Source organism: Pseudomonas brassicacearum subsp. brassicacearum (assembly GCF_008801605.1).
GTDB lineage: Bacteria > Pseudomonadota > Gammaproteobacteria > Pseudomonadales > Pseudomonadaceae > Aquipseudomonas > Aquipseudomonas brassicacearum.
The window spans coordinates 17,227-40,797 of sequence record NZ_VZPJ01000023.1; the positions used below are offsets into that span (position 1 = coordinate 17,227).

24 protein-coding genes and 1 riboswitch are annotated in these 23,571 nt (G+C 62.8%); of the genes, 18 read left to right on the plus strand and 6 right to left on the minus strand.

The window, feature by feature from the left end; genetic code table 11:
- Window positions 1-21: 21 nt before the first annotated feature.
- From relA to F7R20_RS30190, 3 genes are all read left to right on the plus strand, one after another.
- Window positions 22-2,268: a GTP diphosphokinase gene (gene relA / locus F7R20_RS30180; protein WP_003204671.1), complete on the plus strand. Its 2,247-nt coding sequence runs from the start codon at window positions 22-24 to the stop codon at window positions 2,266-2,268.
- A 132-nt stretch (window positions 2,269-2,400) separates the two neighbouring features.
- Window positions 2,401-3,234 (plus strand): nucleoside triphosphate pyrophosphohydrolase, encoded by an 834-nt coding sequence (gene mazG / locus F7R20_RS30185; protein ID WP_003204669.1) that lies wholly within the window; start codon window positions 2,401-2,403, stop codon window positions 3,232-3,234.
- Window positions 3,235-3,260: 26 nt separating this feature from the next.
- On the plus strand, window positions 3,261-3,800 hold the full coding sequence (locus tag F7R20_RS30190) for a DUF2058 domain-containing protein (RefSeq protein ID WP_003204668.1): 540 nt from the start codon (window positions 3,261-3,263) through the stop codon (window positions 3,798-3,800).
- A gap of 190 nt (window positions 3,801-3,990) precedes the next feature.
- Here F7R20_RS30190 and F7R20_RS30195 read toward each other — a convergent pair whose 3' ends face one another.
- The 4 genes from F7R20_RS30195 to purM all read right to left on the minus strand — a co-directional run bounded on the left by F7R20_RS30195 (window position 3,991) and on the right by purM (window position 6,904).
- Window positions 3,991-4,185 (minus strand): hypothetical protein, encoded by a 195-nt coding sequence (locus F7R20_RS30195; RefSeq protein ID WP_003204666.1) that lies wholly within the window; start codon window positions 4,183-4,185, stop codon window positions 3,991-3,993.
- Between the two features lie 288 nt (window positions 4,186-4,473).
- A complete protein-coding gene (locus F7R20_RS30200) occupies window positions 4,474-5,187 on the minus strand; it encodes a DUF3108 domain-containing protein (RefSeq protein WP_003204662.1) in 714 nt (237 codons plus the stop codon).
- Between the two features lie 8 nt (window positions 5,188-5,195).
- Window positions 5,196-5,846 carry a phosphoribosylglycinamide formyltransferase gene (gene purN / locus F7R20_RS30205; protein ID WP_003204660.1) on the minus strand — a complete coding sequence of 217 codons (651 nt, stop codon included), beginning with the start codon at window positions 5,844-5,846 and terminating at the stop codon, window positions 5,196-5,198.
- Window positions 5,846-6,904: a phosphoribosylformylglycinamidine cyclo-ligase gene (purM, locus tag F7R20_RS30210; protein WP_003204658.1), complete on the minus strand. Its 1,059-nt coding sequence runs from the start codon at window positions 6,902-6,904 to the stop codon at window positions 5,846-5,848. Before purM ends, purN begins: the two co-directional genes overlap by 1 nt.
- Before the next feature lie 364 nt (window positions 6,905-7,268).
- Here purM and F7R20_RS30215 point away from each other — a divergent pair, with 364 nt between their 5' ends.
- From F7R20_RS30215 to F7R20_RS30235, 5 genes are all read left to right on the plus strand, one after another.
- Window positions 7,269-8,327 (plus strand): DUF2066 domain-containing protein, encoded by a 1,059-nt coding sequence (locus F7R20_RS30215; RefSeq protein WP_003204656.1) that lies wholly within the window; start codon window positions 7,269-7,271, stop codon window positions 8,325-8,327.
- Window positions 8,328-8,359: 32 nt separating this feature from the next.
- Window positions 8,360-9,433: an AI-2E family transporter gene (locus tag F7R20_RS30220; RefSeq protein ID WP_003204655.1), complete on the plus strand. Its 1,074-nt coding sequence runs from the start codon at window positions 8,360-8,362 to the stop codon at window positions 9,431-9,433.
- Between the two features lie 169 nt (window positions 9,434-9,602).
- Window positions 9,603-10,307, plus strand: coding sequence for a DnaA regulatory inactivator Hda (gene hda / locus F7R20_RS30225; protein ID WP_003178999.1), 705 nt, complete (start codon window positions 9,603-9,605; stop codon window positions 10,305-10,307).
- Between the two features lie 212 nt (window positions 10,308-10,519).
- On the plus strand, window positions 10,520-11,146 hold the full coding sequence (locus F7R20_RS30230) for a C40 family peptidase (protein WP_003204649.1): 627 nt from the start codon (window positions 10,520-10,522) through the stop codon (window positions 11,144-11,146).
- Window positions 11,147-11,311: 165 nt separating this feature from the next.
- Window positions 11,312-11,848: a C40 family peptidase gene (locus tag F7R20_RS30235; RefSeq protein ID WP_003204647.1), complete on the plus strand. Its 537-nt coding sequence runs from the start codon at window positions 11,312-11,314 to the stop codon at window positions 11,846-11,848.
- A 146-nt stretch (window positions 11,849-11,994) separates the two neighbouring features.
- Here F7R20_RS30235 and F7R20_RS30245 read toward each other — a convergent pair whose 3' ends face one another.
- Together F7R20_RS30245 and F7R20_RS30250 are read right to left on the minus strand one after the other, a co-directional pair.
- Complete coding sequence (locus F7R20_RS30245; RefSeq protein ID WP_003204646.1) at window positions 11,995-13,305, minus strand: PQQ-dependent sugar dehydrogenase; 1,311 nt, start codon at window positions 13,303-13,305, stop codon at window positions 11,995-11,997.
- A gap of 137 nt (window positions 13,306-13,442) precedes the next feature.
- The gene (locus F7R20_RS30250; protein ID WP_003204644.1) at window positions 13,443-14,027 is read right to left on the minus strand and encodes a hypothetical protein; all 585 of its coding nucleotides are present in this window, start codon (window positions 14,025-14,027) and stop codon (window positions 13,443-13,445) included.
- A 154-nt stretch (window positions 14,028-14,181) separates the two neighbouring features.
- Window positions 14,182-14,390: riboswitch (cobalamin riboswitch) on the plus strand.
- Window positions 14,391-14,470: 80 nt separating this feature from the next.
- On the opposite strand from F7R20_RS30250, the gene cobO reads away from it, so the two are divergent.
- The 10 genes from cobO to F7R20_RS30300 all read left to right on the plus strand — a co-directional run bounded on the left by cobO (window position 14,471) and on the right by F7R20_RS30300 (window position 23,523).
- Entirely contained in the window at window positions 14,471-15,097 is a 627-nt protein-coding gene (gene cobO / locus F7R20_RS30255) for a cob(I)yrinic acid a,c-diamide adenosyltransferase (protein WP_003204642.1), read from the plus strand.
- 11 nt (window positions 15,098-15,108) lie between these two features.
- The gene (locus tag F7R20_RS30260; protein WP_013694064.1) at window positions 15,109-16,506 is read left to right on the plus strand and encodes a cobyrinate a,c-diamide synthase; all 1,398 of its coding nucleotides are present in this window, start codon (window positions 15,109-15,111) and stop codon (window positions 16,504-16,506) included.
- On the plus strand, window positions 16,503-17,153 hold the full coding sequence (bluB, locus tag F7R20_RS30265; RefSeq protein WP_003204638.1) for a 5,6-dimethylbenzimidazole synthase: 651 nt from the start codon (window positions 16,503-16,505) through the stop codon (window positions 17,151-17,153). The genes F7R20_RS30260 and bluB overlap by 4 nt, the downstream gene beginning before the upstream one ends.
- A complete protein-coding gene (gene cbiB, locus F7R20_RS30270) occupies window positions 17,150-18,058 on the plus strand; it encodes an adenosylcobinamide-phosphate synthase CbiB (RefSeq protein WP_003204636.1) in 909 nt (302 codons plus the stop codon). Before bluB ends, cbiB begins: the two co-directional genes overlap by 4 nt.
- A complete protein-coding gene (gene cobD / locus F7R20_RS30275; protein WP_003204633.1) occupies window positions 18,051-19,043 on the plus strand; it encodes a threonine-phosphate decarboxylase CobD in 993 nt (330 codons plus the stop codon). The genes cbiB and cobD overlap by 8 nt, the downstream gene beginning before the upstream one ends.
- Window positions 19,040-20,491, plus strand: a complete 1,452-nt coding sequence (locus F7R20_RS30280; RefSeq protein ID WP_003204630.1) for a cobyric acid synthase — start codon at window positions 19,040-19,042, stop codon at window positions 20,489-20,491. The genes cobD and F7R20_RS30280 overlap by 4 nt, the downstream gene beginning before the upstream one ends.
- A 152-nt stretch (window positions 20,492-20,643) precedes the next feature.
- Entirely contained in the window at window positions 20,644-21,165 is a 522-nt protein-coding gene (gene cobU, locus F7R20_RS30285) for a bifunctional adenosylcobinamide kinase/adenosylcobinamide-phosphate guanylyltransferase (RefSeq protein WP_003204628.1), read from the plus strand.
- Window positions 21,162-22,217 (plus strand): nicotinate-nucleotide--dimethylbenzimidazole phosphoribosyltransferase, encoded by a 1,056-nt coding sequence (gene cobT, locus F7R20_RS30290; RefSeq protein ID WP_003204626.1) that lies wholly within the window; start codon window positions 21,162-21,164, stop codon window positions 22,215-22,217. The genes cobU and cobT overlap by 4 nt, the downstream gene beginning before the upstream one ends.
- Window positions 22,214-22,789: an alpha-ribazole phosphatase family protein gene (gene cobC, locus F7R20_RS30295; RefSeq protein ID WP_003204623.1), complete on the plus strand. Its 576-nt coding sequence runs from the start codon at window positions 22,214-22,216 to the stop codon at window positions 22,787-22,789. Before cobT ends, cobC begins: the two co-directional genes overlap by 4 nt.
- 2 nt (window positions 22,790-22,791) lie before the next feature.
- Window positions 22,792-23,523, plus strand: a complete 732-nt coding sequence (locus tag F7R20_RS30300) for an adenosylcobinamide-GDP ribazoletransferase (RefSeq protein ID WP_003204621.1) — start codon at window positions 22,792-22,794, stop codon at window positions 23,521-23,523.
- The last annotated feature ends 48 nt before the right edge of the window (window positions 23,524-23,571 follow it).

Below are 23,571 nucleotides of genomic sequence, written 5' to 3' on the forward strand. Positions count from 1 at the left end.
TCGTAGGGAAGGTAAGTAAAGATGGTACAGGTGAGAGCACACCAGCCGATCAACACCGACGGCAGTATCAATCTCGAGGCTTGGCTCGATCATGCGGTCAGCGTCGACATGGCTCTGGATCGCGAAGCCTTGAAGGCCGCCTGCGAGTTCGCTCGTGAGGCGGAGCAGCAACATAACGCGGCGAAGAACCTGTGGTCCGAAGGCACCTCGAGTTTCCAGACGGGCCTGGAGATCGCCGAAATTCTCGCTGACCTCAAGCTCGACCAGGATTCGCTGGTGGCGGCGGTGCTGTACCGCGGCGTGCGCGAAGGGCAGATCCAGCTACCGGTGGTCAGCCAGCGCTTCGGCACGGTGGTGGCCAAGCTGATCGACGGCGTGCTGCGCATGGCGGCCATCAGTGCCAGCCTCAGCCCGCGCCAGTCCATGGTGCTGGGCACCCAGGGCCAGGTGGAAAACCTGCGCAAGATGTTGGTGGCGATGGTCGACGACGTGCGTGTCGCGCTGATCAAGCTGGCCGAACGCACCTGTGCGATCCGCGCCGTGAAGTCCGCCGATGACGAAAAACGCAATCGCGTCGCCCGGGAGGTGTTCGACATCTATGCACCCCTGGCCCACCGTCTCGGCATCGGTCACATCAAGTGGGAGCTGGAGGACCTGTCCTTCCGCTACCTGGAGCCCGATCAGTACAAGCAGATCGCCAAGCTGCTGCATGAGCGGCGCCTGGATCGCGAGCGCTTCATCACCGATGTGATGACCCAGTTGCGAGAAGAACTGCAGGCCACCGGCGTGGTAGCCGACATCAGTGGCCGGGCCAAGCACATCTACTCGATCTGGCGAAAAATGCAGCGCAAAGGCCTGGAATTCAGCCAGATCTACGACGTTCGCGCCGTTCGCGTCCTGGTCCCGGAAATGCGCGACTGCTACACCGCGCTGGGGATCGTCCATACCTTGTGGCGGCACATTCCGAAGGAGTTCGACGACTACATCGCCAATCCCAAGGAAAACGGCTATCGCTCGCTACACACTGCAGTGATCGGCCCCGAGGGCAAGGTGCTGGAAGTGCAGATCCGCACCCACGCCATGCACGAGGAGGCCGAGCTGGGCGTCTGCGCCCACTGGAAATACAAGGGCACCGACGTCAAGTCCGGGTCCAATCACTATGAAGAGAAAATCTCCTGGCTGCGTCAGGTGCTCGAGTGGCATGAGGAGCTGGGTGACATTGGTGGCCTGGCCGAACAGCTGCGGGTCGATATCGAGCCGGACCGGGTCTATATCTTCACCCCCGACGGCCACGCCATCGACCTGCCCAAGGGCGCGACGCCACTGGACTTCGCCTACCGGGTTCACACCGAGATCGGCCACAACTGCCGTGGCGCCAAGATCAACGGGCGGATCGTGCCGCTCAACTACAGCCTGCAGACCGGTGAGCAGGTCGAGATCATCACCAGCAAGCACGGTACGCCGAGCCGCGACTGGCTGAACCCGAACCTGGGCTACATCACCACCTCGCGGGCGCGGGCGAAAATCGTCCACTGGTTCAAGTTGCAGGCTCGCGACCAGAACGTCGCCGCCGGCAAGACCCTGCTCGAGCGTGAACTCGGTCGCCTGGGCCTGCCGCAGGTGGATTTCGACAAGCTGGCCGAAAAAGCCAATATGAAAACCGCCGAGGACATGTTCGCCGCCCTCGGTGCCGGCGATCTGCGCCTGGCGCAGTTGGTCAACCTGGCCCAGCAACTGGTGGAGCCGGAGCGGGGCAACGAGCAACTGGAGCTGATTCCGCGCAAGGCTACCGGCTACAAGCCGGGCAAGCGCGGCGATATCCAGATCCAGGGCGTGGGCAACCTGATGACCCAGATGGCGGGCTGCTGCCAGCCACTGCCGGGGGATGCGATCGTCGGCTACATCACCCAGGGCCGTGGCGTGAGCATTCACCGCCAGGACTGTGCCTCGGTGCTGCAACTGGCCGGTCGCGAGCCGGAGCGGATCATCCAGGTCAGTTGGGGCCCGGTGCCGGTGCTCACCTATCCGGTGGACATCGTCATCCGCGCCTACGACCGATCAGGTCTGTTGCGTGACGTGTCTCAGGTGTTGCTGAACGAGCGGATCAACGTGTTGGCGGTCAACACCCGTTCGAACAAGGAAGACAACACCGCACTGATGTCCCTGACCATCGAGATTCCGGGGCTGGATGCGCTGGGGCGGTTGCTGGGGCGGATTTCCCAGTTGCCGAACATCATCGAGACCCGGCGCAACCGGACGCCAGGTTAAGCGCAGTCCGCAAATGTGGGAGCCTGTGGGAGCAAAGTCTGTGGGAGCAAGCTTTGCTCCCACAGGTTCACTCCTATTGACTTGCTTCCATTGGATTATTTCCCATAGGGTGATTTGTGATGGGATGGATTGATGTACAGCCTTGAAGACCTGCTCCACCTGATGAACCGCCTGCGGGACCCGCAGTACGGCTGCCCGTGGGACATCCAGCAAACCTACGCGACCGTCGTCCCTCATACCCTGGAAGAAGCCTACGAAGTGGCCGATGCCATCGAGCGCGGCGATTTCGATCACTTGCAGGGCGAGTTGGGCGACCTGTTGTTCCAGGTGGTGTATTACAGCCAACTGGCCCGGGAAGAAAACCGCTTCGAATTTGCCGGTGTGGTCGACAGCATCACCCGCAAGCTGATCCGTCGCCATCCCCATGTGTTTCCTACCGGTGACCTGTATGCGCCCGTGGATATCCCGCGCCTGAGCGAAGAACAGGTCAAGCAGCGCTGGGAAGAAATCAAGGCAGAGGAACGGGCCGAGAAAGCCACGGCACCCGAGCAGTTGTCATTGCTCGACGACGTGCCGGGAGCGCTGCCGGCGTTGTCCCGTTCAGCGAAGCTGCAAAAGCGTGCGGCTCAGGTCGGTTTCGACTGGCCAGGCCCGTTGCCGGTGCTCGACAAGGTGCGGGAGGAACTGGACGAAGTGCTCGAAGCCATGGCCGACAACGATCCGGTGGCCATCAGCGATGAGATCGGCGATCTGCTGTTCAGTGTGGTTAACCTGGCTCGTCACTTGAAAGTGGACCCGGAAACCGCCCTGCGTGGCGCCAACGGAAAGTTCGAGCGGCGGTTCCGATTTATCGAACAGGCATTGCGCGACACCCACCGTCCCATGGAAGATTGCACCCTCGAAGAGTTGGACGCCTTGTGGGGCGAAGCCAAACGTCAGGAAAAGAATTTGCCCAGCTGTGGCTGAGGCCGTTGCCTAAGTGAGTAAGCACCATGAGCCTTTCCCTTCGCGACCAGTTGCTCAAAGCAGGGCTGGTCAACCAAAAGCAGGCCAAGCAGGTCGGCAAAGAGAAACAGAAGCAGCAACGCCTGGCCCATAAAGGCCAGATCGAACTGGATGACTCCCAGCAGCGCGCCGCCCAGGAGGCCATGGCCGAGAAGGTCAAGCGCGACCAGGAACTCAACCGTCAGCAGCAGGAAAAGGTCGAGCAGAAGGCTCGGGCCGCGCAGATCAAGCAATTGATCGAAGTCTCGCGCCTGCCGAAGCTGACTACTGAGGACTATTACAACTTCGTCGACGACAAGAAGGTCAAGCGCATCTCGGTCAACACTCTGATGCGCAACAAGCTGAGCAGTGGCTCGCTGGCGATTGTCCACCATGCCGGCGGTTACGAAGTGATCCCGCGCGAGGCGGCCCTGAAGATCCAGGAGCGCGACCCCCAGCGCATCGTCCAGCTCAACACCCAGACCGAAGAAGTGGATGCCGATGATCCGTACGCGGCGTATCAGATTCCTGATGATTTGATGTGGTAAGCCGGACAGCAAGCTAAACACAAAGCCTGTGGAAGGCCTGAGGGAATATCTGTAGGGATCTATGAGATCTGTGGGAGCAAAGCTTGCTCGCGATAGCGGAGTGTCAGCCGGTAAAAATGTTGCCTGATACTCTGCTATGGCGAGCAAGCTTTGCTCCCACAGGCACAAGTCCCATAGGGGTTTGTGTCGTTCAGGATTCTGCGGTCTCACGCGAGCGCTGCCATTCCTCACGCTCCAGTTCGGCCTTGTAGCTGTGAGCGTCCGTTTCGGAGTGGAACATTCCCACCAGCAGATCCTGTTGATGCACATCCCAGATCCGGATACCGGCGGCAATCCCTTCGTGGGACATGTGGGCGTCGTCGCGTTCAGTTACTTTCACAGTCATCTTGCAAGCTCCAATCTCTGTTATCTGCAGCAAGGCGTGTGCAGGACTTTGTTATAGATTTTGGTAGCGTGCTAAGTAAATGCTTCGGCGCGTTAAGAAATTTTCATGGAAAGTGCATCCGTCCTGCAGGCCAGGCAGTGCGCGGCATTCGGTCGCAGGTGGTTTTTCATGAAGAAATTTTCATGTTGCAGCGGCAAACCTGAGTGAAAGCGCAACCCCTGTGGGTGGTCATGAAATCCGGGCAATAAAAAGCCCCGCATCGGCGGGGCTTCTTGTTGTCGTCGTCGATCAGCTGCCTTTCACAGCCTTGCCGTTGACCGTGCCGTCCAGGAGCATGATGTTGTACTCCTTGCCGTCGGTCTCGACCTGTTGCAGGCGTACAAGCAGGTAATCCCAGTCCTTGGCGAACCAGAGCACGGTGATGCGCTTGCTTTGCGTCGGGTCGCGCACGCGCTCGACCTTGATGGCGTCGATCTGGCCGGCCTTGGTGTCGACTTTTTCCGAACCCAGCACGCGGAAGTCATAGGTATCGACCTCGCCATCATCGACGACCTGATAGCTCATGCTTTTCTTGCCGGCCGCCACGTCGTGCTGCAGGGCCAGTTGATAGGTGGATTTATCGACCATGCCACGGTTGAGCGGCAGCTTGACCGCGTCGCCGCGATCGGTGCCGGTGACCATCTTGGTGTTCCAGTCGAAGTCCAGGTCGGCCTTCTTGGCCTTGCCCAGGCCACCACGTTCGAAGTGGTAGGACTGTGGCAGCAGCGTGTCCTTGTCCAGGGTCAGGGTGCTTTCTTCGGTCAGGCTGGCGATCATCATCGAAGCCTTGAAGCTCAGCTTCCAGGTGCCGTTGGCTTCCTTGGTCAGGCTGCGCTCGGCGGTGCCGCTCATGGGCAACTGTTTCCAGTCGGCGGTGTAGCTGGCGGAGAACGGTTGTAGTTCCGAAGCCTGTGCCAGGGGCAAGGCAAGCAGAGCGCAAGCGAAGAGCAGGGCGCGACGCATAAAATCTCCTAGTATCGAATCAAATGGCCGCTGGCGGCGAGCAACTGGCCGTCCAGTGAGGCTCCGCGATCGTCGAGGGTCAGCCTTCCTTCGGCAAACCAACGCACGGCCATCGGGTAGATCTGGTGCTCGCGGGCGTGAACCCGTTGCGCCAGGCTTTGCGGCGTGTCGTGCAACTCTACCGGTATTACTGCCTGTACGACCAGTGGTCCGCCATCGAGTTCCTCGGTGACAAAGTGCACAGAGCAGCCGTGCTCCGTGTCTCCGGCCTCCAGCGCGCGCTGGTGAGTGTGTAACCCTTTGTATTTGGGCAGTAGCGAGGGGTGGATATTGAACAGGCGGCCCTGGTAGTGACGCACGAAGCCGGCGCTGAGGATGCGCATGAAGCCAGCGAGGACCACCAGTTGCGGATTGAAGGTGTCGATCTGTTCGATCAGCGCGGCGTCGAAGGCTTCGCGGCCCTCGAACGCCTTGTGATCCAGGACGCGGGTGTCGATACCCGCGTCCTTGGCGCGTTGCAGGCCGTAGGCATCGGCGCGGTTGGAAATCACCGCGCGGATACGGACCGGGCTGTCGCCGGTCCGCGTGCTGTCGATCAAGGCCTGCAAGTTACTGCCGGTGCCGGACAGCAGCACCACCACGTCACAGGTTGCGGACATCAGTGCGCCTTAAGGTTTTTCAGCTCGACCTGTGCAGCGCCTTCGGCCGCGGTAGCGATCTGGCCGATGACCCAAGGCTGCTCGCCGGCTTCACGCAATACGTTCAGGGCGGTCTCGACGTGTTCCTGGGCCACGCAGATGACCATGCCCACGCCGCAGTTCAGCACGCGATGCATTTCGGTTTCATCGACATTGCCTTTCTCTTGCAGCCAGTCGAACACCGCCGGGCGGGTCCAGCTCGCCACGTCGACCACGGCCTGGGCACCTTTTGGCAGCACGCGCGGGATGTTGTCCAGCAGGCCACCACCGGTGATGTGGGCCATGGCCTTGACGGCGCCGGTGTCCTTGATCAGCTTGAGCAGCGGCTTGACGTAGATGCGGGTCGGGGCCATCAGCAGGTCGGCCAGTGGCTTGCCGTCGAGCTGGGTGTTTTCGATGTCGGCACCCGAGACTTCGATGATCTTGCGGATCAGCGAGTAGCCATTGGAGTGCGGGCCGGAGGACGGCAGGGCGAGCAGGGCATCGCCAGCGGCGACTTTCGAGCCGTCGATGATCTCGGCCTTTTCCACGACACCGACGCAGAAGCCGGCGAGGTCGTAGTCTTCGCCTTCGTACATGCCAGGCATTTCCGCGGTTTCGCCGCCGACCAGGGAGCAGCCGGACAGCTCACAGCCGGCGCCGATGCCGGTCACGACCTGGGCGGCGGTATCGACGTTGAGCTTGCCGGTGGCGTAGTAGTCGAGGAAGAACAGCGGCTCGGCACCGCAGACCACCAGGTCGTTCACGCACATGGCCACCAGGTCGATGCCGATGCTGTCGTGCTTGTTCAGGTTCAGGGCCAGGCGCAGCTTGGTGCCGACGCCGTCGGTGCCCGAGACCAGGACCGGTTGCTTGTAGCCGGCCGGGATCTCGCAGAGGGCGCCGAAACCGCCCAGGCCGCCCATGACTTCCGGACGCGCAGTGCGCTTGGCGACGCTCTTGATGCGTTCGACCAATGCTTCACCGGCGTCGATGTCTACACCGGCGTCCTTGTAGCTCAGGGAGGGTTGCTTGCTCATGATCCAGGCCTTTAGGGGGGATTTCTGGGTAACGACCGACGCCGGGGCCATTGAATAACCGTTGTACGAATTATTCCGGGAGCCCAGCCATTGCCGGTCTGCGAAGGCGCGCGATTTTATCAGGCTTGAGGGGCAGCGGCCATCCTCGCGCCGACGGGCAGGGACATATCCACGGAAAAAAACCGATATTTCTTATATTGGTACTGCGTAGCGCGTCTGTATAAGGTGTAGCGGTAACCGGTTATGGTGATGACCGTGCGAAACTTCCATCGGGTGTGTGAATGTTTTGCCGGGTGCTGTGGTCACAGCCATGCTCAATCTTCTTCACACGGCCTGTTCCAGCCGTTATGTCCGGGAATCTTCCATGCGTTTGTTCAAATTCTTGTCCGTGGGCTGCTTGTCGCTGATCAGCCTGGCGAGCCATGCCGAAACCGTCAATGGCCTCTATCAGGTGCTCGAACCGGTCGTCAGCCAGACACCGGAGGAGCGCAATCAGGCGACGCTGCGCGCCCTGGATACGCTGGTCCTGCGCCTGACCGGCGACGCCAAGGCTGCCCAGAATCCCGGGTTGGCGGCGCTGCGCAAGGACCCGCAACAGATCATTCTTCAATATGGCTACGACGCCGGCCCGCCGGAAAGCCTCAAGGTGGACTTCGACCCGGCGAGCACCGACCGGGCATTGCGTTCGGCAGGCTTGTCGCTGTGGAGCGCGAACCGGCCATCGATCCTGGGCTGGTGGCTGAACGACTCGGTCGAGGGCTCCAGCCTGGTGGGCGATGGCCAGGCCAGCGCCACGCCATTGCGGCGTGCCGCCCAGCATCGGGGGCTGGCATTGCACTTGCCGCTGGCGGATTTGAGCGAGCAGATCGTTGCCACCGCACCGAACCTGGAAGGCAGCGACCCGGCGCCTCTGCGCGCTGCCTCTGAGCGCTACGCGACAGACGCCTTGCTGGCGGTCCACGCCAAGGAAGAGGGCGGGCAGTGGCATGGGGCCTGGCGCCTGTGGCTGGGCGATCAGCGTGAGCAGGGCACAGCCCAGGGTGCCGATCCGGCCGCACTGGCTGACGCGGTGATGTTGGCGGTGAACCAGCGCCTGGCGCCGCGCTTCGTCGCCAAGCCGGGCGTGGCCACTGAACAGTTGCTGGAAGTGCAGGGCATGAACCTTGAGCGGTACGCGGCGCTTGGGCGTTTGCTCGAGCCATTTGGTGGGCAGTTGCAGCAGGTTGAGGGTGATCGGATCGTCTATCGGGTCAACGGCAGCGCCGAGCAGTTGAAGGCGCAACTGGCCCTGGCGAAATTGCAGGAAATCCCGCCCGGCGAGGCCGTCGCGCCAGTGCCTGTGGCGCCGCCCGCCGCCGATGGTTCGGCCCCGGTTGCAGCACCTGTGCCGGCGCCGGCAGCCAATCTGCGGTTCCGCTGGTAGGTTTTCTTTCTTTATATAGCTAGGAGTGGTTCATGGGCGATACGCGGCGTTGGTTCTGGTTGGGCGGGGTTGCCCTGCTGATTGCGCTTATCTATTTGCTGCATCCGATCCTGACGCCGTTCCTGGTTGCGCTGCTGTTGGCCTATCTGTTCGACCCGGTAGTGGATCGCCTGGAAAAACTCGGCCTGTCGCGGACCTGGGGCGTGGTGGCGGTATTTGCGCTGTTCACCTTGATTGTGGGCGCACTGTTGCTGGTGCTGATCCCGATGCTCGCCAAGCAACTGCTGCGCCTGTACGAATTGGCGCCGCAGATGCTCGATTGGTTGCAGCACAGCGCGGTGCCGTGGGTGCAGTCGAAGCTGGGGTTGGCGGACGGTTTCTGGAAGTTCGACAAGGTCAAGGCGGCCATCAGCGAGCATATGGGCCAGACCACCGACATCGTTGGCGTGGTGTTGAGCCAGGCCACGGCCTCGGGCCTGGCGTTGATCGGCTGGCTGGCGAACCTGGTGCTGATTCCAGTCGTGGCCTTCTATCTGCTGCGGGATTGGGACCTGATGATGGCGAAGATTCGCAGTCTGCTGCCGCGTCACCGTGAAGAACGCATCATGACCCTGACCGGCGAATGCCACGAAGTGTTGGGGGCGTTCGTGCGCGGGCAACTGCTGGTGATGGTGGCCCTGGGCTTCATCTATGCGGCCGGGCTGATGTTGGTGGGACTGGAGCTTGGGCTGTTGATCGGCTTGATCGCCGGCCTGGCGGCCATCGTGCCGTACATGGGCTTTGTGATTGGTATTGGCGCGGCATTGATCGCCGGATTGTTCCAGTTCGGCGGCGACCTGTACCCGATGGTGGGCATCGTTGCGGTGTTCATGGTCGGTCAGGCCCTGGAGGGCATGGTGCTGACGCCGCTGCTGGTGGGCGATCGTATTGGCCTGCATCCGGTGGCGGTGATCTTCGCGATCCTGGCGGGGGGCGAGTTGTTCGGCTTCACCGGGATCCTGCTGGCGCTGCCGGTGGCGGCGGTGATCATGGTGCTGGTGCGTCATATGCACGATTTGTACAAGGATTCGGACATCTATAGCGGCGCCGAAGACCCTGATCTTTAGGGCGAATGTCGGGCGCAGCGTCAGGGAAACCGTCGCTCCGCTGTCTTGCCGCTGCAAACCTTTGATTTTGCTCGTGGTCCGGCGCATTGTGCGGTCCGCGCCACGGGTATAAACTTTGCGCACTTTACACAGAGGCCACTAACGGTTCCTTGGGAACTGTTCAGTCAGCATGAAACCGATTCAGCTGCCCCTAGGTGTGCGTCTGCGTGATGACGCCACCTTTATCAATTACTACCCAGGCGCCAATGCCGCTGCACTCGGCTATGTCGAGCGGCTTTGCGAAGCCGACGCCGGCTGGACCGAAAGCCTGATCTATCTGTGGGGCAAGGACGGGGTAGGGCGCACGCATCTGTTGCAGGCCGCGTGCCTGCGGTTCGAGCAATTGGGCGAACCTGCGGTGTACCTGCCGTTGGCCGAGTTGCTCGATCGCGGCGTTGAGATCCTCGACAACCTCGAGCAGTACGAACTGGTCTGCCTGGACGATCTCCAGGCCGTGGCCGGCAAGGCTGACTGGGAAGAAGCGCTGTTTCACCTGTTCAATCGGTTGCGTGACAGCGGTCGGCGCTTGCTGATCGCCGCCTCGACGTCGCCACGGGAGCTGCCGGTGAAGCTGGCGGACCTCAAGTCCCGTCTCACCCTGGCGCTGATTTTCCAGATGCGCCCGCTTTCCGACGAAGACAAACTTCGTGCCTTGCAGCTGCGCGCGTCCCGGCGTGGCCTGCACCTGACCGACGAAGTCGGGCATTTCATCCTCACCCGCGGTACCCGCAGCATGAGCGCGTTGTTCGAACTGCTCGAACGCCTCGATCAGGCCTCACTCCAGGCCCAGCGCAAGCTGACTATTCCTTTTTTGAAAGAAACCCTGGGCTGGTAGAACCGTTGCAGGTAGTGGCTCTTGGCCTGCTCTGGACACGGCGAAACCCGCGGTCCTGCTGGGCTGCAGGCCACGTGACGTTCAAAATGGGCTTAAGCGCTTAGATGTAAACGTAAAACCGAGAAGTCACATTTGCATCGATTGAATTTGCAAATGAGGTTGATAGAAGGCATAGTCTCGCCATCTTTACTACTTCAGCCACGGTCGTGCCCATGCTAAATCGCTTCGCACCCCTCGTGCCTCTCGCACTCGTTACCCTGTTGTTTGGTTGCGCTGCCCACTCCCCAGTGTCCCAGCAAGAGCAACAACCACAGGTCAAGAACTCCGTTACCGCCCAGTCTTCCTCCGTTGCGTTCCAGGAAGAAATGGCCTCCGACAAAGAGCTCGCAGCCTTCGCCGGCAGCAAGCCCTACCAGCTTCCAGTACTGGCCGACAGCATCCTGGAACGCGGTATGTCGTTGATCGGTACCCGCTACCGTTTTGGCGGTACCTCTGAAGCCGGCTTCGATTGCAGCGGTTTCATCGGTTATCTGTTCCGCGAAGAGGCCGGCATGAACCTGCCGCGTTCCACTCGCGAAATGATCAACGTGAATGCCCCTCTGGTGGCTCGCAACCAACTGGAACCCGGTGACCTGCTGTTCTTCAGCACCAACGGTCGTCGCGGTCGTGTCAGCCACGCCGGTATCTACCTGGGCGACAACCAGTTCATCCATTCCAGCAGCCGCCGCAGCGGTGGTGTGCGGATCGACAGCCTGGGCGACAGCTACTGGAGCAAGACCTTCATCGAAGCCAAGCGCGCCCTCGCCATGGCACCGACGGTGGTCACTGCTCGCAAGTAAGCACACAGTTTGTAAGGCAAACTTAAAGTCTTACTTGAAGTTTGCCGTATAGCCGCTAGAATCCTAGATCATTGATTGATGGCAATCCGCCTGCGTACTCCGCAGGCGGATTTGTTTTCATGCCCACGGCAGAAAAGCCGCATCCAGATCAGGATTGTTCTGCATATGTCGACGTCGGCCCGCCTCGCCCTCATGTTTTTTGCCGCGCTGCTCAGCGCGTGCGCCAGCCGCACTCCGCCGCCGCCTGCTCCAGTGCGAGCTCCGGTGGTCTTTGCTCCCGCGCAACCCTTTTCCCCGGCCGCCGAAGATGTGCTCTTCCGGGCGCTTGGCCTGGTGGGCACACCTTATCGCTGGGGCGGTAACACACCGGATTCGGGTTTCGATTGCAGTGGCCTGATTGGCTATGTCTACCGCGATGCCGCCGGCATTTCCCTGCCACGTTCCACCCGCGAGATGATTGGCATGCGTGCCCCGGATGTCGGCAAGGAAGCCTTGCAGAGCGGCGATTTGATCTTCTTCGCCACCAATGGTGGCTCCCAGGTCAGCCATGCCGGGATCTATGTCGGTGAGGGCCGTTTCGTCCATGCGCCGGCCACGGGAGGCACGGTCAAGCTCGATAGCCTGTCCAAGGCCTATTGGCAGAGGGCTTACCTGGGCGCCAAGCGTGTGCTGCAGCCGGAGCATCTGGCGCGTAACCCCTGAGTTGTTGTTGCCCTGATCTGTGGGAGCAAAGCTTGCTCGCGAAACAGGCACCTCGATCTCTGAAAGACCGCATCGCCTTCATCGCGGGCAAGTCTTGCTCCCACAGGTCAGGAGTAAATCCCCTCGTCACAAGGGGTGTGTCGGCCTTATTTACCTGACACGCGCCAGATCTTGTTCCCCACATCATCGGCCACCAACAAGCCACCCTGCTTGTCGATCACCACGCCCACTGGTCGGCCCTGGGCTTTTTCGTCGGCGTTCAGGAAACCGGTCAGCACATCCACCGGTTGTCCCATCGGCTTGCCGCCGTTGAACGGTACGAAAATCACTTTATAACCACTGTGGGGCTTGCGGTTCCAGGAGCCGTGCTGGCCAACGAAAGCCCCTTCGGTAAACGGTGCAGGCAAGGTGCTGCCCTCGGCGAAGGTCAGCCCCAATGAGGCGGTGTGAGGGCCGACGGCGTAGTCCGGGGCGATGGCCTTGGCCACCAGGGCCGGGTTCTGTGGTTCGACCCGGACATCGACATTCTGCCCATAGTAGCTGTAGGGCCAGCCATAGAAGGCCCCGTCCTTGACCGACGTGATGTAGTCCGGCACCAGGTCGCTGCCGATCTCATCCCGCTCGTTCACCGCTGTCCAGAGCGCGCCGCTGCGGGGTTCCCAGGCCAGGCCGTTAGGGTTGCGCAAGCCCGAGGCGAAGATACGGTGATTTCCGCTGGCACGGTCCACTTCCCAGATGGCGGCGCGACCTTCTTCGGCCTCCATGCCGTTTTCCGCGACGTTACTGTTCGAGCCGGTGGTGACATACAACTTGCTGCCGTCACGGCTGGCAATCACGTTCTTGGTCCAGTGATGGTTGAGTGTGCCCCCGGGCAGATCGACGACCTTGGTCGGCTGCGCCTTGATTTGCGTGTCACCGTCCTTGTAGGGGAAACGGATCAATCGGTCGGTATCGGCCACGTAGAGGTCATTGCCGACCAGGGTCATGCCGAACGGTGAGTTGAGGTTTTCCAGGAACACCGTGCGGGTTTCGGCGATGCCGTCGTGATTGGCGTCGCGCAACAGGGTGATGCGATTGGGGCTGGGCACGCCGGCGCCGGCGCGGCCCATGACTTTTTTCATCACCCAGCCCCGGATGCCTTTGGCGTCGTCCGGCTTGGGTGGGGCGTTGGTTTCGGCCACCAGCACATCACCATTGGGCAGCACATAGAGCCAGCGCGGATGGTCCAGTCCTTCAGCGAATGCACCCACTTGCAGGCCCTGGGCCGGGGTCGGCTTGGCGCCTTGCGGCCAGCCGACGGCTTCGGCGATGTTGACGGTGGGCATCAGGGTCTTGTTCGGTTCGGGCAGTTTCGGCGCTGGGCCGGTGCCGTCGGACACTTGCAAGGTGGACGACTCGCCGCAAGCGACAAGTCCGGCGGCAAGGACGACGATCAGGAGGTGGGGTGGCTTGAGCATGCTGGCTTCCCTATGAATGCATGTAGTTATTCATAGAGGAGCGTAGACGCGTGATGGTTCAACGGCGGGTGGGCCCCGTCAGCCAGGCAAGCAAGCTCCCTTTGGGAGCTTGCTTGCACAGTTCCTTGTTGAATGAATCAAGCATGGGCCTGTTTGAATAGCACCGCAATGCCAGGATGGTAATGACCGGCTTCATTGCGCAACTTGCGGTAGGCGTAAGGGAAGTACCAGGCCGCGGCGCAGGTGTTTTCCTTCTGCAGGTCATCGATCATGTCCTGCAATTCTTCGGGCGTGGCGCTTTGCTGGGCTTTTTGCGGCGAGACGAACAGGCAGCCCAGCTTCAGGTCGCTGGCATAGCTGATGCGCTTGGCATCGCTGGTGGCTTCCAGTAGCGGCTGGGTCAGGTTCAGGTTGTTGACCTTGGGCCAGCGCTGGGTGGCCTGGATGAAGGCGCGCTCCTCGGTGCTGGCGATGAACAGGTCGGCGCTGACGTTGCGTTCGCCTTCTTCATTCTGCTTGCGGGTCGGGGCGTTCTGCAGTGTGACCATCTCAGCCATCCAGGCTGCGGCCGACAGCAAGCCGAGGTTGGCTTTTTCATCGAACCAGTAGGGCGTGTCGTTATCGCCACGCACCGCGTTATAGCGGTCGATACAGTCAAACCAACGTTCCAGCACTGGACGCAGAAACTCCAGTTTTGGATTGCTGATGATCATCCCTTGCATGCTTTTGCCCTCTTGTTCTTGTGATATCGGGTCGTAATGTCGCTTTGATATCACTTGCCGCAGAATCCCACAAGATTGGCGTCATTTTATTGATCGGCGCCAATGATCGTCCCGACAGGCGGCTTTAATTGACGCTCCACCCCCAACCCTCTAACCTTCGCCGCTTGTTTCAGGTGCTCTGTGGCTGCGGTCGACAGAGTGAAACAGGGAAGCCGGTGAGTGCATACGAACCCGGCGCTGCCCCCGCAACGGTAAATGAGTCAACGCTGTGCTCAAGCCACTGTGTCGCAGACATGGGAAGGCGCACAGACCGGCACCACGCCGCTCATGAGCCCGGAGACCGGCCTGATTCATCCAACGGCATCACGGTGGGCGATGCCAGGCTTGTTGCCGTCTTTTTTTGTGCCCGCCCGCCGTTATCCAATCCCAAACGGAGGCTTCCCATGACCGACTCCCTCTTCACCGACACGTCTGATCGCAACGAACGCCACCTGGCGCGCATGCTGCGCAAGAAAGCCGTGATCGACGAGCGCATCGCCAACTCGCCGAATGAATGCGGCCTGTTGCTGGTGCTGACGGGCAACGGCAAGGGCAAGAGCAGCTCGGCGTTCGGCATGCTTGCGCGGTCCATGGGCCACGGCATGCAATGCGGCGTGGTGCAGTTCATCAAGGGGCGCAACAGCACCGGTGAAGAACTGTTCTTCCGCCGCTTCCCGGAGCAGGTGCGCTTTCACGTCATGGGCGAAGGCTTCACCTGGGAAACCCAGGATCGCCAGCGCGACATCGCCGCCGCCGAAGCCGCCTGGGCCGTATCGCGTCAGTTGCTCAGCGATCCGTCCATCGGCCTGGTGGTGCTCGACGAGTTGAACATTGCCCTCAAGCACGGTTACCTCGACCTCGATCAGGTGCTGAGCGATCTGCAGGCCCGCCCACCGATGCAGCACGTGGTGGTGACCGGTCGCGGCGCCAAGCCCGAGATGATCGAGTTGGCCGACACCGTGACTGAAATGGGCATGATCAAGCACGCGTTCCAGGCGGGTATCAAGGCGCAGAAAGGCGTCGAACTGTGAGCGATCCCGCCATGACCAGCCGCCACTGTCCGGCGGTGCTGATCGCAGCGCCGGCCTCGGGCCAGGGCAAGACCACCGTCACCGCGGCGCTGGCCAGGTTGCATCGCAACCAGGGACGCAAGGTGCGCGTATTCAAATGTGGCCCGGACTTCCTCGACCCGATGATCCTGGAGCGGGCCAGTGGCGCGCCGGTCTATCAATTGGACATGTGGATGGTCGGCGAGCAGGAAAGTCGCCGACTGTTGTGGGAAGCCTCTGCCGAAGCGGACCTGATCCTGATCGAAGGGGTGATGGGGCTGTTCGACGGCACCCCGTCGAGCGCCGATCTGGCGCGGCATTTTGGCGTGCCGGTGCTGGCGGTGATCGACGGCACGGCCATGGCCCAGACTTTCGGCGCCCTGGCCCTGGGCCTGGCGCGTTATCAACCCGACCTGCCGTTCGCCGGGGTCTTGGCCAACCGGGTCGGCACCTTGCGCCACGCGCAGTTGCTTGAAGGCAGCCTGACCGAAGGCTTGCGCTGGTACGGCGCGCTGTCCCGGGAAACCGGCATCGAATTACCCAGTCGTCACCTCGGTTTGGTCCAGGCCAGCGAGTTGAACGACTTGGACGTGCGCCTCGACGCGGCCGCGCAGGCCCTGGCCGGCAGTTGTGAAGTGGCGCTGCCGCCAGCGGTGGAGTTCGCCGCGCCCGAGGTGATTGCCGTTGAGCCGTGGCTCGCTGGGGTATGCATCGCCGTGGCCCGTGACGAAGCGTTTGCCTTCACCTATGGCGCCAGCCTTGATCTGCTGCGGGCCATGGGCGCGCAGTTGAGCTTCTTTTCGCCGATTCATGACAGCGAACTGCCCGAGGCGGACAGCCTTTATCTGCCTGGCGGTTATCCGGAACTGCACCATGTTGCGCTTGCCGGGAACGCGCCGATGCTCGCGGCGATCCGTGCCCATCACGCAGCCGATAAACCGTTGCTCGCCGAATGCGGCGGCATGTTGTATCTGCTGGACTCATTGGCCGACGTTGAAGGCGTGCGCGCCGAACTGCTGGGTTTGCTGGCGGGTGATGCGCAGATGCAAAAACGCCTGGCGGCCCTGGCGTTGCAATCGGTGGACTTGCCGGAAGGCACCTTGCGTGGGCATACCTATCATCATTCGCTGACCAGCACCGAACTTGAACCGATTGCCCGTGGCCATAGCCCCAACGGCGGGCGCGGGGCGGAAGCGGTTTTCCGTAAGGGGCGGATGACGGCTTCCTATGTGCATTTTTATTTTCCGTCCAATCCCAAGGCGATTGCTGCGTTGTTTGCGCCGGATCCTGAGCCCGCTATCGCGAGCAAGCTCGCTCCCACAGGGGACCCAGTGATCTCAAGTGCAACGCTAGCCAATGTCGGAGCGAGCTTGCTCGCGAAGAGGCCATGACAGACACCGCTTTCTCCCAGGCCGAACGCGACGCCATCTACCGCGCCATCGCCGAGCGTCGCGACATGCGCCATTTCAGCGGCGGGACGGTTGAGCCGGCCTTGCTGCGCCGTCTACTGGAAGCCGCACACCAGGCCCCCAGCGTCGGGCTGATGCAACCGTGGCGATTCATCCGCATCAGCGACCGCGCCTTGCGTGGGCAGATCCGCGAACTGGTGGAGCAGGAACGCATTCGCACCGCCGAGGCCCTGGGGGAGCGCAGCGATGAATTCATGACGCTCAAGGTCGAAGGTATCGACGACTGTGCCGAAGTGCTGGTGGCGGCGTTGATGGAAGATCGTGAGCGGCACATCTTCGGTCGTCGGACCTTGCCGGAAATGGACCTGGCCTCGCTGTCCTGCGCGATCCAGAACCTGTGGCTGGCTTCCCGCGCAGAAGGGCTGGGGATGGGCTGGGTGTCGCTGTTCGAACCCCAGGCCCTGGCCGACCTGCTGGGCCTGCCCGCCGGGGCCAAGCCGCTGGCGATCCTCTGCCTGGGCCCGGTCGAGGGTTTTTATCCGGCGCCGATGCTCGCTCTGGAAGGTTGGGCGCAACCGCGCCCGCTCAATGAACTGCTATATGAAAACCATTGGGGAGTGAGCCCATGAGTGTGGCGTTGCTCAGTGCCGCCGCCGTGGCGCTGGATGCGCTGCTGGGCGAGCCCCGGCGCTGGCATCCGCTGATGGCATTCGGCGGCTTTGCCAATCGCATCGAACAACGTTTCAATTCCGGTGGACGCGGTTGGCGCAGCCATGGGGTGACGGCGTGGATCATCGCCGTGGTGCCGTTGACCTTGCTCGCCACGGCCCTGTCCTGGGCGCCGATGGTCGGCTGGCTGGTGGAGATCCTCGCCTTGTACTGTGCCCTCGGCCTGCGCAGCCTCGGTGAACATGTCGAGCCGGTGGCGCGGGCCTTGCGCAGCGGCGACCTGGCGGAGGCGCGCAAGCGTGTCGGCTACCTGGTCAGCCGCGAAACGGCGGAACTGGATGAAGCCGCCGTGGCCCGCGCCGCCACCGAGTCGGTGCTGGAAAATGGCAGCGACGCGGTGTTCGCCGCGTTGTTCTGGTTCGCCGTGGCCGGCGCTCCTGGGGTGGTGTTGTACCGCCTGAGCAATACCCTCGACGCTATGTGGGGCTATCGCAACGAACGCTTCGAGCGCTTCGGCTGGGCGGCGGCAAAAATCGATGATGGGCTCAACTACATTCCGGCGCGCCTGGTGGCATTGACCTACGCGCTGCTCGGTAAAACCCGCCTGGCGCTCAAGTGCTGGCGCACCCAGGGTCCGACCTGGGACAGCCCCAACGCCGGACCAGTGATGGCCGCCGGTGCCGGAGCGCTGGGTGTCGAGCTGGGCGGGGCGGCGGTTTATCACGGCGAACTGCACCAGCGTCCAGCGCTGGGCGAAGGCGTGCCGGCGAGTGCCGACGCCATTGATCGCGGCTGGCAATTGGTCCAGCGCGGCGTATGGTTATGGCTGCTGATTCTCTGCCTGGGAGCTGAGTTTTATGCTTGAGCACGGTGGCCGTTTGCGCAACGCAATCCGGCAATACGGCATTGCCGAGGCTGATTGGCTCGACTTGTCCAGCGGACTCGCGCCTTGGCCGTTCGACGTCCCGGCGATTCCCCTGCGCGCCTGGTCGCGCCTGCCGGAAACCGATGACGGCTTGGAGCAGGCGGCCTGCGATTATTACGGCGCGCTGAATGTGCTGCCGGTGGCCGGTTCGCAGATGGCCATCCAGCTGTTGCCGCGCCTGCGCCGGGCCGGCAAGGTCGGTGTCTTGTCGCCCTGTTACGCCGAGCACGCCGAAGCCTGGCGCCGCAGCGGCTACATCGTGCGCGAAGTGCTGGAGTCGGAGGTGGATTTCTTTCTCGACAGCCTCGACGTGCTGGTGGTGGTCAATCCGAACAATCCCACGGGCCTGAGCCTTGCGCCCGAGCGCTTGCTGGACTGGCATGCGCGCCTGGCCCAGCGCGGTGGCTGGCTGGTGGTGGATGAAGCCTTCATGGACGTCACGCCGGCGTTGAGCCTGGCGGCGCACACCCATCTGGTCGGGTTGATCGTGCTGCGCTCGTTCGGCAAGTTCTTTGGCCTGGCCGGGGTTCGCCTGGGGTTTGTATTGGCCGAACGTCGCTTGCTCAAGTTGCTCGCCGAACAGGTCGGGCCGTGGGTCGTCAGTGGGCCGACCCGAGTGCTGGGCCAGGCGTGCCTGCTGGACACCGACGCCCACGCCCGCCAGCGCCAACGCTGCGAAGCCACCAGTCAACGCCTGGCGCTGATGCTCGAACGCCACGGCTTCAAGCCGCAAGGTGGCTGCGGATTGTTCCAATGGCTGGTCACCGAGCGCGCCCTGGGACTTCACGATTTCATGGCCCATCGCGGCATTCTCCTGCGCTTGTTTACCAACACCAGCAGCCTGCGCTTCGGACTGCCGGCCGACGACAGCGAATTCCTGCGCCTCGAACAGGCCTTAGAGGCCTACGCCAAGGACACCCAATGACCACAGTGATGGTGCAGGGCACCACGTCCGATGCCGGCAAAAGTACCTTGGTCACGGCTTTGTGCCGCTGGGTCCGGCGCCAAGATGTGAGCGTGGTGCCGTTCAAGCCGCAGAACATGGCCCTCAACAGTGCCGTGACGGCCGACGGCGGCGAAATCGGCCGCGCCCAGGCCGTGCAGGCCCAGGCGGCGGGGTTGGAACCGCACACCGACATGAACCCGGTGCTGCTCAAGCCCAACAGCGACACCGGCGCCCAAGTGATCATCCATGGTCGTGCCGTGACCACCATGAATGCGGTGGCCTATCACGATTACAAAGCCATCGCGATGCAAGCCGTGCTGGCCTCCCACGCGCGCTTGAGCGCGGCCTATCCGGTGGTGATGGTGGAAGGCGCCGGCTCGCCGGCCGAGATCAACCTGCGCGCTGGTGACATTGCCAACATGGGCTTTGCCGAGGCGGTGGATTGCCCGGTGCTGCTGATCGCCGATATCAATCGTGGCGGGGTGTTCGCCCATCTGGTCGGCACCCTGGAGCTGCTTTCGCCCAGTGAACAGGCGCGGGTCAAGGGCTTCATCATCAACCGTTTTCGCGGCGACATCGCCTTGCTGCAACCGGGCCTGGACTGGCTGGAAGCGCGTACTGGCAAACCGGTGATCGGCGTGCTGCCCTACGTGATGGACCTGCACCTGGAAGCCGAGGACGGCCTCGACCAGCGCCAAACCGCCAAGGCTGAGCAGGTGCTCAAGGTGGTGGTGCCGGTGTTGCCGCGCATCAGCAACCACACCGATTTCGATCCACTGCGCCTGCATCCGCAGGTCGACTTGCAATTCATCGGCCCCGGCCAGCCCATCCCGCCGGCTGACCTGATCATCCTGCCCGGTTCGAAAAGCGTGCGCAGCGACCTGGCCTATCTACGCGCCAACGGTTGGGCAACGGCGATCAACCGTCACCTGCGCTACGGTGGCAAGCTGCTGGGTATCTGCGGCGGTTTGCAGATGCTCGGCCAGCAGGTCCACGACCCGTCGGGGCTCGAAGGCGCGGCCGGTTCCAGTGCCGGGCTGGGCCTGCTGGATTTCGACACGACGCTGGAACACGAGAAGCAATTGCGCAATGTGCGCGGGCGACTGGCCTTGGAAGAGGCTGAGGTCAGCGGCTATGAGATCCACGCGGGCGTGACCACCGGCCCGGCCCTGGAAAACCCCGCGGTGCATCTGGAGGACGGTCGTTGCGACGGTGCCCAGAGTCTCGACGGGCAGGTGTTCGGCACCTACCTGCATGGGCTCTTTGAGTCGCCGGCGGCCAGTAGCGCGTTGTTGCGCTGGGCCGGGTTGCAGGATGTGCAGGCGGTGGATTACCACGGGTTGCGCGAGCGGGACATCGAGCGGCTGGCGGATCTGGTGGAGCGGCATTTGGATACTCGGTTGCTGCGTGAACTCTGTGGGATTTGAGGTGGCTGTGCCGGCCCCTTCGCGAGCAAGCTCGCTCCCACATTGGATGTCTGATGACCACAGAATTCGTGCACACCATAACTCCCCTTGTGGGAGCGAGCTTGCTCGCGAAGAGGCCAGTCGCCACAGCGCCAAATAAAAGGTAATGACCCATGCTGCAACTGATCCTCGGCGGCGCCCGCTCCGGCAAGAGTCGCCTGGCGGAAAAACTCGCCACAGACACCCAATTGCCAGTGACCTACATCGCCACCAGCCAACCCCTGGATGGCGAGATGAACGCGCGAGTCGTGCAACACCGCGCGCGGCGCCCGACCCAATGGGCGCTGGTGGAAGAACCCCTGGCCCTGGCGCGGGTGCTGCGGGAAAACGCCGCCCACGGGCAATGCCTGCTGGTGGATTGCCTGACCCTGTGGCTGACCAACCTGCTGATGCTCGACGACCCCGAGCAACTGAGCGCCGAACGCGAAGCACTGCTGGACTGCCTGGCCGCGCTGCCCGGGGAGATCATTTTTGTCAGCAACGAGACCGGCATGGGTGTCGTGCCACTGGGCGAGCTGACTCGCCGTTACGTCGATGAAGCCGGTTGGCTGCATCAAGCCTTGGCCGAACGTTGTCAGCGCGTCGTGCTGACCGTCGCCGGCCTGCCCCTGACTCTCAAAGGTACTGCGTTATGAATCACTGCTGGTGGCTGGACCCGTGCAAGCCCGTCGATACCCAGGCCCTGGAACAGGCTACGGCCCGTCAGCAACAACTGACCAAACCAGCGGGCTCCCTGGGGCGGCTGGAGTCGGTGGCGGTGCAACTGGCGGGCCTGCAAGGGCAGGTCAAACCGAGCCTGGAGCGGCTATGGATCGCGATTTTCGCCGGTGACCATGGCGTGGTCGCCGAGGGCGTATCGGCCTATCCCCAGGAGGTCACCGGGCAGATGCTGCTCAACTTCGTCAGCGGCGGCGCGGCCATCAGCGTCCTGGCGCGGCAACTGGGCGCGTCGCTGGAAGTGGTGGACCTGGGCACCGTCACGCCTTCGCTGGACCTGCCCGGCGTACGGCACCTGAACGTCGGGCCGGGCACGGCGAATTTTGCCCAGGGCCCGGCGATGACGGTGAGCCAGGGCGAGCAGGCCTTGCATGCCGGACGCGACAGCGTGGCGCGTGCGGTCGCGGCCGGGACGCACTTGTTCATTGGCGGCGAGATGGGCATCGGCAACACCACGGCCGCCAGCGCCCTGGCCTGCGCCTTGCTCGAATGCCCGGTGGCGCATCTGGTCGGGCCGGGCACGGGGTTGGACGCGGCGGGTGTCAGCCGCAAGGCCCAGGTGATCGAACGGGCCCTGGCGCTGCACACTGTTCAGGGCAGCGACCCGTTGCAGACCCTGTTCAACCTCGGCGGTTTTGAAATCGCCGCGTTGGTCGGTGCGTACCTGGCCTGTGCCCAGCAGGGCGTCGCCGTGCTGGTGGATGGTTTCATCTGCAGCGTCGCGGCCCTGGTGGCGGTGCGCCTCAATCCCGCGTGCCGGCCCTGGTTGCTGTTCGGCCATCGCGGCGCCGAGCCGGGCCATCGCCACGTGCTGGAAACCCTCGGCGCCGAACCGCTGCTGGACCTCGGCCTGCGCCTGGGCGAGGGCAGTGGTGCGGCGTTGGCGGTGCCACTGTTGCGCCTGGCCTGTGACCTTCATGGACAAATGGCGACGTTCGCCGAAGCGGCCGTGGCGGATCGCCCGGCATGACCTTGCGCCTGGACCTGCTGCGTCACGGCGAAACCGAGCTGGGCGGTGGCTTGCGCGGCAGCCTCGACGATGCCTTGACGGCCAGGGGCTGGGAGCAGATGCACACGGCAGTCGAGCAAGGCGGGCCCTGGGATTGCCTGGTGAGTTCACCGTTGCAACGTTGCGCCCGTTTCGCCGAGCAACTTGGTGCCCGACTCGGCGTGCCGGTGCAGCTGGACAAAGATCTGCAAGAGCTGCATTTCGGCGCCTGGGAAGGCCGTAGCGCAGCAGCGCTGATGGACACCGACGCCGAGGCACTGGGCCAGTTCTGGGCCGATCCCTATGCCTTCACACCCCCCGAAGGCGAGCCGATGCTGGCGTTTTCCAGCCGCGTGCTGGCGGCGGTCGAACACCTGCACTCGGCCTATGCCGGTCAGCGGGTCTTGCTGGTCAGCCATGGTGGCGTGATGCGCCTGCTGCTGGCCCAGGCCCGGGGTCTGCCTCGGGAGCAATTGCTCAATGTCGAAGTCGGCCATGGCGCGCTGTTTTCCCTGGCTGTGTCGGCAGGGCCCGTGCTCAAAGAGGCGGATTGACGATGCTGCCCTTCTGGATCGCCTTGCAATTTCTCAGCAGCCTGCCGGTGCGCCTGCCCGGCATGCCCGAGCCCGAACAGCTGGGCCGTTCGTTGTTGTTCTATCCGGTAGTGGGGCTGTTGTTCGGCGCCTTGCTGTGGCTGCTCAATGCACTGCTGATGGGTACACCGTTGCTGCTGCACGCTGCGCTGTTGCTGAGCGCGTGGGTGTTGCTCAGCGGCGGCCTGCACCTCGATGGCCTGGCCGACAGCGCCGATGCCTGGCTCGGTGGTTTTGGCGATCGCGAGCGCACGCTGCTGATCATGAAAGACCCGCGCAGTGGGCCGATCGCAGTGATCACCCTGGTGCTGGTGTTGCTGCTCAAATTCACCGCGCTGCTGGCGTTGATCGAGCAGGGACAAACGTTGGCCTTGGTCATCGTGCCGGTGCTGGGGCGTGCCGCGTTGCTCGGCCTGTTCCTGACCACCCCTTACGTGCGTGCCGGTGGGTTAGGCCAGGCGCTCGCCGATCACCTGCCGCGACGCTCGGGCTGGCAGGTGTTGGCGGCCTGTGCGTTGGGGAGCCTGCTGCTGTTGGGCTGGACCGGGCTGTGGACGCTGGTGGTTGCCGCGCTGGTGTTCATCGGGCTGCAACGGATGATGCTGCGCAGGCTGCAAGGATGCACCGGGGATACGGCGGGCGCCTTGCTGGAACTGCTGGAGATGGCCGTTCTGGTAGCGTTGGCGTTGAGTTGAATCCGGATCTTGCTGGCAGGACAGCGTTCATTTAAATTTGCATTCATT